This window comes from Gilliamella sp. Fer4-1 (assembly GCF_001690515.1).
In the GTDB taxonomy this organism is placed as follows: Bacteria; Pseudomonadota; Gammaproteobacteria; order Enterobacterales; family Orbaceae; genus Gilliamella; species Gilliamella apicola_C.
The window spans coordinates 1-8,819 of the sequence record NZ_LZGZ01000331.1; the positions used below are offsets into that span (position 1 = coordinate 1).

6 protein-coding genes are annotated in these 8,819 nt (G+C 35.1%); 4 read left to right on the forward strand and 2 right to left on the reverse strand.

The features are described from left to right. Positions 1-231 precede the first annotated feature (231 nt). The gene (locus A9G30_RS11225; protein ID WP_065589018.1) at positions 232-2,295 is read left to right on the forward strand and encodes a BglG family transcription antiterminator; all 2,064 of its coding nucleotides are present in this window, start codon (positions 232-234) and stop codon (positions 2,293-2,295) included. A gap of 27 nt (positions 2,296-2,322) precedes the next feature. After that, positions 2,323-2,985, forward strand: coding sequence for a class II aldolase/adducin family protein (locus tag A9G30_RS11230; RefSeq protein ID WP_065589019.1), 663 nt, complete (start codon positions 2,323-2,325; stop codon positions 2,983-2,985). Between the two features lie 168 nt (positions 2,986-3,153). Here the strand turns inward: A9G30_RS11230 and dhaL are convergent, their stop codons facing one another. Continuing rightward, the gene (gene dhaL / locus A9G30_RS11235) at positions 3,154-3,783 is read right to left on the reverse strand and encodes a dihydroxyacetone kinase subunit DhaL (protein WP_065589020.1); all 630 of its coding nucleotides are present in this window, start codon (positions 3,781-3,783) and stop codon (positions 3,154-3,156) included. A 2-nt stretch (positions 3,784-3,785) separates the two neighbouring features. After that, on the reverse strand, positions 3,786-4,790 hold the full coding sequence (locus A9G30_RS11240) for a dihydroxyacetone kinase subunit DhaK (protein ID WP_065589021.1): 1,005 nt from the start codon (positions 4,788-4,790) through the stop codon (positions 3,786-3,788). Between the two features lie 284 nt (positions 4,791-5,074). Here A9G30_RS11240 and tcdA point away from each other — a divergent pair, with 284 nt between their 5' ends. Together tcdA and adhE are read left to right on the forward strand one after the other, a co-directional pair. Then, positions 5,075-5,869 (forward strand): tRNA cyclic N6-threonylcarbamoyladenosine(37) synthase TcdA, encoded by a 795-nt coding sequence (gene tcdA / locus A9G30_RS11245; RefSeq protein ID WP_065589022.1) that lies wholly within the window; start codon positions 5,075-5,077, stop codon positions 5,867-5,869. A gap of 301 nt (positions 5,870-6,170) precedes the next feature. After that, positions 6,171-8,819: bifunctional acetaldehyde-CoA/alcohol dehydrogenase (adhE, locus tag A9G30_RS11250; protein WP_065589023.1), on the forward strand; the 2,649-nt coding region annotated here is incomplete at its 3' end.

Consider the following 8,819-nt stretch of genomic DNA (forward strand, 5'->3'; position numbering starts at 1 on the left):
TCATTTATTTGGCAATGTTTGCAAGGCTATTTTGTGCCATTGATTTTTACTGCTTATTGGTGTGTGGGTTATTTGTTTTATTCACGTGAACTGCGTAAAGAGGCTATGCAGGATATAGCAGAAAAAAATAATAAATAAATGAGTTCTAAAGTATTCGTTGAACATATTTTGCAGTAAATCTGATGGTAATGTTAGTTGCCATCAGGCAACGAACGATAAGGTAATTGTTATATGGTTGTCGATAAGCGAATTCATGCTGTTTTAAAAGCATTAATTCATCATCCAAATATGAGTGGCGTCGAGCTTCAATCTGAATTTGGGTTAACTCGCAAACAGCTTAGTTATACCATTAAGAAAATTAATGACTTTCTTGAATCATCTAATCTTGAATTAATTAAACGATTTAAAACTGGTAAGTTTAGTGTTCCTAAATTAGTGATCGAAACCTTTAGGGATGAGCCTGTATCACTTGCTATTGGACGTTATATTTATTCTGAAGATGAACGAGTTCATTTACTACTCTTTTTTCTGTTAATTAGAACGGAAAGGATGTCGTTAATACATCTTTCTTCATCACTTACTGTCAGTCAAAACACCGTTATCAATGATATCAAAAAAGTACAAGCAATGATTGTTCAATATCATTTACAAATCAACTATGACCGCGAGAATGGTTATCGTATTATCGGTAATGAAATTGACAAACGTTATTTGTTGCTAAAATTAATTCGTCGAATTATTAGTATGCCAATAGCTGACAAAATTTTTAGAGAAAATGAGATTATTACCCAAGGCCGCTTAGAACAAGTAGGACAGGTATTTAGCGAAATAGAAAAGAAATTAAAAATTGTTTTTACTGATGAGCAGTTGCAAGAGTTGACTTACTTTATTTGTTTTATGTTACAGCGCATAGAAACCGATAAAAAAATTGCGCTTTTGCCAGAAAATTATACTGAAGTTGCAAGTAGTCGTGATTTTCAATTATTGAAAAAGCTCATTGAAAAATTTGGTATCACTGATCTTAATGAGCAAATTTTTTTAATGGTATTAGTGCAAAGCTCTAATATACAAACGCTATCCGATAAATATTTCCATTTAGATGCGGTGCTATTAGAAAGTGTTGTTGAGGTTATTGCTAATTTTGAACAGATTAGTTGTATCACCTTTAAAGATAAGAGCGAACTGATTGAACGTATTTATCAGCATTGGAAACCTGCTTATTATCGTATTCGATATCATATTTCTAATATCAACAGTGTATATGACATTGTATTACAAGAATTTGGTCACTTACATGAAATGGTACGAAAAGCGATTTCCCCTTTTGAAAAAATATTGCATTGTAATATGCCAGATGAAGAAGTCGCTTTTATTACTGTACTCTTGGGCGGTTGGTTAACTCGAGAAGGTTTGATCAACCGAATTAAAACAAAGAAGATCGCTATTTTTGTTTGCGAAAATAGTGCAACAGTTTCAACTTATCTTTACCTGACTTTACAAGTATTGCTTCCTGAATTACATTTTTCTGATGCCATGTCTAAACGTGAGTTCGAAAAATATCATCATTATTATGATATTGTTTTTTCTACCTCACATTTATCTACCGATAAATTGTTATTTATTGTTAATCCTTCACTGAATAATTTTCATAAAAATGCTTTTCGTCATCAAGTGATTGGCACTTTACAAGGTATTGATCCTAGCATTATTCAAGTTGATGAGCTGATGTTTATTATTGAAAAATATAGCAATATCAAAGATCAAAAAGCACTGCAAAAGGAGTTAACTGCATATCTTTATAACGATGAAATGAATGATAACCCCGTACTAATAACACAACAAGAAATACCCTCATTAGCCGACTTAATGCAAAAAGAACATATCAACATTATAGAAAAAGTGAATATAGCATGGGAGGACGCATTGGCATTAGCCGCACAGCCATTGCTAAACAACCAATCCATAGAAAGTTGCTACCTTGAAAGAATGATTAAAAAAATCCAATTTGAACAACCTTATATTATGCTAGTCGATGGGTTAATTATTGCCCATGCTGGTATTGATGATGGTGTAAATAAAGTCGCAATGTCTTTACTAAAACTATCAGAAAGAATCACTATTTGTGGTTATATGCAAGCGGATTTAATTGTTGTTTTAGCAACAAATAATCCACAAAAACACCTTAAAGCACTTGCCCAATTAAATGAATTATTAGAATTTCACGAAGGCGCAACTCGCATACGAAATGCCAAAAATAGCAATGAAATCTGGGAATTGTTTGCCAATTATCAATAAATAACTTGTCAAAATAGGAGCTATAAAATGTTAGAGATACAAAAACAATATGTTGTCGATATGGCTAAAAAATCAAGTGAGTGGGGACTATGCAAACATAAAGCGGGTAATTCTAGCGTACGAGATAAAGAGACAGGATATGTTCTTGTCACCCCTACAACAATTGATAAAAAATTATTAACAATACGGGATATTGTTGTAATGGATCTGGATGCAAATGTTATTGAAGCCGATTCAGGATTAAGACCAACCAGTGAATGCTTAATGCATCTTGAGATTTATAAAGCTCGCCCCGATGTTTTTGCTATTTCGCATACTCACTCTATTTTTGCAACTTCATTTGCCGTGTTAGCCAGACCGATTCCTGCAGTCGTTTATGAATGTGCTATTTTGAATTTAAAAGATGGAATTATTCCTGTTGCACCTTATGGGCGACCAGGGACTCTAGACCTTTCAAATAGTGTTATAGAACCAATAAAACGAGCTGATGCAATTTTAATGGAAAAGCATGGTGCTATTGCTGTCGATAAAGATCCTTATGAAGCGGTATTAAAAGCGGCTTATATCGAAGAAATGGCTGAAATTTACTATCACGCATTATTAATTAATAGTGGTAAAGATGTTAGCGGTTTTCCTGCTGAGGAGTTACAACGTTGGGCATATCCCTCACAAATTAAGTTTAAAAAATAATTTTTAGTTTAGTAAATGAATAAAATGATAATGAACCAACAAAAATTTTATTTTAAATAATAACTGGCTATTACGTAATTCATTAAATATTTCTCAATTGTAATTGGCTTGTTATTATATCAATGCTTTTAATGATTTGTCCGCCGATGTGTCGGCGGATTTATTATTTTATTGAGTTTGAATATATTCATTCATATATTTTAAAATATACGCCATTGAAACCGAGCCAGGATCTATATGGCCAATTACTCGCTCACCTAAATTCTTAGCTCGCCCAAATACAGCAATCATTTGTTTGGTTTTCTCTGCACCTTCCATAGCCGATTGTGCTATTTTAGGTAATACATCAATTAATTTTAAAGAACTTAATTGACTTGCTGTTATTGCACTAGCGGCTAAAGCATCAACCATAGTTTTATCACCAGGTTTTGCTTTACCGCGTTGATAGACAGCCTGCCAACCTTCATTAAGAAATTTTGATAGTGCATCTGAATCAAACTCAGTTATCCCTGCAATACTTTTTCCACCTGCTCTAAATAAAGTACCAAAGATAGCACCAGAAGCTCCGCCCATACTAATCATTAACTTTGTGCCAATTTGTGTAAAAAAATCACCTATATTAGCTGGTTGAAATTTCTCGTCTTGTAGTAACACAATGATCGCTTCAAACCCTCGTTTGATACCGATACCATGATCACCATCACCGACTACTTGATCTAAAGCAGTTAAAGTTGGCTCGCTTTCGACCATCTTTTCAGCAGTAAATAGCATCATTTTACGGACTTGTAGTAAATTCATTTTTATTTTCTCCATCCTAGTGTTTGGCAAGGTAAATCATAAAGGTGTCGTAATTCTTCATCTAATTTCAATAAGCTAATTGAAAAACCAGACATTTCAAGCGATGTGCAAAAATGACCGACAACAACATCGTGGCTAATTATGCCTCGTATACCAAGTTCAATGCCAACTTTGCGTGTTATGATGTACAACTCGGCGTTACTAAGCGCGCCTAAATTATTAATCAATACGCACACTCGATCGCCTTTTTTAAAAGGTAAATCATCACATAAATTGTCTATCATTTCTTTGACAACTTGATCAGATGAGGTAATCACTTGTCGGCGCAACCCTGCTTCTCCATGAATACCAATACCTATTTCAATCTCGTTATCCTCTAATTGAAAATTGAAATGACTTGATTGGGGTAGTGCACATCCATCTAGGGCAACACCTATAGTACGGACATTGCCATTTGCTTTTGATACTACTTGATAAAGATTATTAAGATCATATTTTTCAAATTGCGCAGCTGCACCAGCAATTTTGTATAAAAACATCAGGCCAGCAACACCTCGACGATCAGAAAGCTTAGATAATGGCGCAGAGGCAATGTCATCAGTTGCTCGAATCGTTTTGATTGTAATATTTTCTTCTGCTAATATTTCAGCTGAAATATCAAAGTTCATGCCATCACCAGAATAGTTGCCATATAAAAAAAGGACGCCTTTCCCTTTTTCTATAGCTTTGGTCACTTCAATAATTTGATCGGGCGATGGCGATGTAAAAACTTCTCCAAGTGCACAGCCATCAATACCTCCTTTACCGATAAAACCAGCAAAAGTCGGCTCGTGACCTGTACCACCGCCTGATACAATGACAACTTGATCATTGGCAATATGGTTACCATAAACAGCACAATGCTCTGAAATTGCTGTTAGCTTTCCCTGATAAGCATAGATCAACCCTTGCATGACTTCTTGCCTTACATTATTGGGATCATTAAGCAGTTTTTTGGGGTTGCGCATTCTTTATTTCCTCTCTATTAATTATTGTTAACATTATTTATTGTAGGAAAAATTAATAACTCAAACGAATACAATTAATGACAAATAATATCCTACTTATTGCGCATCATCGGGATGATTTAGTTGATCTTTATGAGAGCTAGAAATTTAGTTGTTTATTCTTGAAAGAACATAATAGCACCAATACATATTAATAACTTGTTTATAAAAGAATATTGCAGTTATAATTTGTAAAGTTTTCAAAAAAGCTGATATTTGAGTATAACCATCATCAAGAATTATCTATGAATACAGAATCTTATCTTCAACGTTTTAGTGGCATTGCACGGCTTTATGGACAATCAGCTTTACAATGCTTTTCGCAAGCGCATATTTGTGTGATTGGTATTGGCGGCGTGGGTTCTTGGGTTGCTGAATCGCTAGCGCGTAGTGGCATTGGTCAAATCACCTTAATTGATATGGATGATGTTTGCGTTACAAATACTAACCGCCAAATTCATGCATTAAAATCCAATATCGGTAAAGCAAAGACATCGGTTATGGCTGAGCGAATTTTACAAATCAATCCTGAATGTGTTGTGAATGAAATTGATGATTTCATTAATGGAGATAATGTCAGTGAATATTTGGGCACAAAACAATCACCGCGTTATCACTATATTATTGATGCTATCGATAGTGTAAATGATAAAGCGGCTGTACTTGCATATTGTAAGCGACAGAAATTAAAGGTGATTACCATCGGTGGAGCTGGTGGGCAAAAAGATCCTACTCAAATTAAAATTGCTGATTTAGCAAAAACAATTCAAGACCCATTAGCCGCTAAATTACGCGAAAAATTGAAAAATCATTATAAACTTAATAAGGACAGTAAAGGTAAATTTGCCATTCCATGTGTTTATTCTACCGAACAACTAACTTATCCAGCTAAAAATGGGCAAATATGTTTTACCAAAAGTGACGCAGACGGCCCTAAAAAAATGGACTGCGAATCAGGATTTGGGGCAATTACCACAGTCACAGCAACTTTTGGTTTTGTTGCTGTGAGTTATGTATTAAATAGATTATGTCATTTATGATTTATATTTTGAACTAAGCAAACAGCTTCTTTTTTATGTTATGAGTTACTTTCAATAACAACTATTTTTTATTAGAAATAGTTGTTTATCTGTTGCTATTTTTATTATTCAATTTTTTTCTCTTCTTAAAAATCATTGTTCTATTATTAAACTACTTTTTTGTTTAATATCTTATTGTATAAATTAAAAATCTGATTTAGGATAGTGCTAATTTCGTTTTGTTATTATGCTTAAGCATTAAATAGTTTCAAGGAAGATGCCAAACGATCCCGATTTATTTTTTAATTTCAAGGAGAAATCTATGGCAGTAACTAATATGAATGAGTTAAATGAGTTAATGGCTCGAGTGAAAAAAGCACAGGAGACTTATTCAACTTATACTCAAGAGCAAGTCGACAAAATCTTTGTAGCAGCCGCAACAGCCGCAGCGGCAGCACGTATCCCACTAGCACAACAGGCAGTTGCTGAGTCAGGAATGGGAATTGTTGAAGATAAAGTCATAAAGAACCTTTTTGCTGCAGAGTATATTTTAAACAAATTCCGTCACGATAAAACTTGTGGTATAGTGGCTGAAAATGAACCATTTGGTACTATTACTATAGCAGAACCACTTGGTATTATTTGTGGAATTGTTCCAACCACTAACCCTACTTCAACTGCGATTTTTAAATCATTAATTAGTTTAAAAACTCGTAACGCAATTGTATTTTCCCCTCATCCTCGAGCAAAAAAATCAACGATTGAAGCAGCTAGAATTGTATTAGATGCCGCAATTAAAGCTGGTGCACCAAAAGACATTATTGGTTGGATTGATGAACCATCCATTGAGTTATCAAATGCGTTAATGCATCACGATGATGTCTCGGCTATTTTAGCAACAGGTGGACCGGGTATGGTAAAAGCAGCGTACAGTTCAGGTAAACCAGCATTAGGGGTTGGAGCGGGTAATACGCCAGTTGTGATTGATGAAACAGCAGATTTAAAACGTGCTGTGGCTTCTGTTCTTATGTCTAAGACATTCGATAATGGTATGATTTGTGCTTCAGAACAAGCAATTGTTGTGGTTGATTCTGTATATGATGAAGTGCGCAGTTTATTAACCCAATATGGTGCATATGTATTAAACGCTAAAGAAACTAAAGCTGTACAAGGTATTATCTTAAACGATAAAGGCGCGTTAAATGCTAATATTGTTGGACAACCAGCGACCAAAATTGCTGAAATGGCCGGCTTCAAAGTACCAGCAGGTTCGAAAGTTCTTGTTGGCGAGGTGAATAAGGTTGATTTGTCTGAACCATTTGCTCATGAAAAACTTTCGCCAACGCTTGCTATGTTTAAAGCTAAAGATTTTTCTGAAGCAGTTGATAAAGCCGAAAAATTAGTTGAAATGGGCGGGATGGGGCATACTTCTGTGCTTTATACTGATCAAGATAGTAACCGTGAACGTATTGCTTATTTTGGTAGTAAAATGAAAACTTGCCGTATTTTAATTAACCAACCAGCAGCTCATGGCGGTATTGGTGATTTGTATAACTTTGATTTGGCGCCGTCTTTAACATTAGGGTGTGGCTCTTGGGGCGGTAACTCGGTATCTGAAAATGTTGGACCGAAGCATTTAATCAATAAGAAAACAATCGCTAAGAGAGCAGAAAATATGTTATGGCACAAATTACCAAGTTCTATCTATTTTAAACGTGGCTCGCTTCAAGTTGCTTTAAATGAAGTGATTGAGCAAGGTGCTAAAAGAGTATTTTTAGTAACTGATAAATTCTTATTTAATAATGGTTACTCTAAACAAATTACAGATCAGTTTGAAGCACAAGGTGTGATTTGTGAAACTTTCTTTGATGTTGAAGCAGACCCAACATTAAGTGTTGTTCGTAAAGGTACTGATTCAATGACAGCTTTCCAACCAGACACTGTTATTGCTTTAGGTGGTGGTTCTCCTATGGATGCCGCGAAAATTATGTGGGTACTTTATGAACATCCAGAAACAAAATTTGATGAACTCGCATTGCGTTTTATGGATATTCGTAAACGTGCTTGCCACTTCCCTAACATGGGTAAAAAAGCGAAATTAATCTGTGTGACAACCACATCAGGTACTGGTTCTGAAGTTACCCCTTTTGCGGTTGTAACTGATGATGCAACAGGTCAAAAATATCCATTAGCGGATTATGCGATTACACCAAATATGGCCATCGTTGATGCGAATTTAGTCATGAATATGCCTCGATCACTTTGTGCTGCTGGAGGCTATGATGCCGTAACTCATGCTTTAGAAGCTTATGTATCAGTTATGGCAAGTGAGTTTTCTGATGGCCAAGCATTACAAGCATTAAGTCTGTTAAAAACCTACTTACCGACAAGTTATAGAGAAGGAGCTAAAAATCCTGTTGCTCGAGAAAAAGTGCATAGTGCAGCAACGTTAGCTGGCGTTGCTTTTGCTCAAGCATTCCTTGGTGTTTGTCACTCAATAGCTCATAAAATTGGTGCAGCATTCCATATTCCTCATGGTGTTGCTAATGCGATGTTAATTAGTAATGTTGTGCGTTTTAATGCAACCGACAAACCAACTAAACAAGGTACGTTTAGCCAATATGGTTATCCTAAAGCAGTTAGCCGTTATGCCGAAATTGCTGATCATTTAGGCCTAACCGTAGCTACGGATAATGATGAAAAGAAAGTCGAAAAATTAATTGGTTGGTTAGATCAACTTAGAAAAGATCTGGATATTCCATTTTCTATTAAAGAATTTGGTGTGGATGAAAATACTTTCTTAGCACAAGTTGATCAATTAGCGATTGATGCTTTTGATGACCAATGTACAGGTGCAAACCCACGTTATCCTTTAATTGCAGAATTAAAACAAATTCTGCTTGATACCTATTATGGTCGTGCATATCAAGACAACGGTGATATTAGCGAAGATGTTGCTATCAATACCGCC

Coding starts and splice junctions, on each gene's coding strand:
- A9G30_RS11225 (WP_065589018.1), top strand. CDS start 232: ATGGTTGTCGATAAGCGAATTCATGCTGTTTTAAAAGCATTAATTCAT.
- A9G30_RS11240 (WP_065589021.1), bottom strand. CDS start 4,790: ATGCGCAACCCCAAAAAACTGCTTAATGATCCCAATAATGTAAGGCAA.
- tcdA (WP_065589022.1), top strand. CDS start 5,075: ATGAATACAGAATCTTATCTTCAACGTTTTAGTGGCATTGCACGGCTT.
- A9G30_RS11230 (WP_065589019.1), top strand. CDS start 2,323: ATGTTAGAGATACAAAAACAATATGTTGTCGATATGGCTAAAAAATCA.
- dhaL (WP_065589020.1), bottom strand. CDS start 3,783: ATGAATTTACTACAAGTCCGTAAAATGATGCTATTTACTGCTGAAAAG.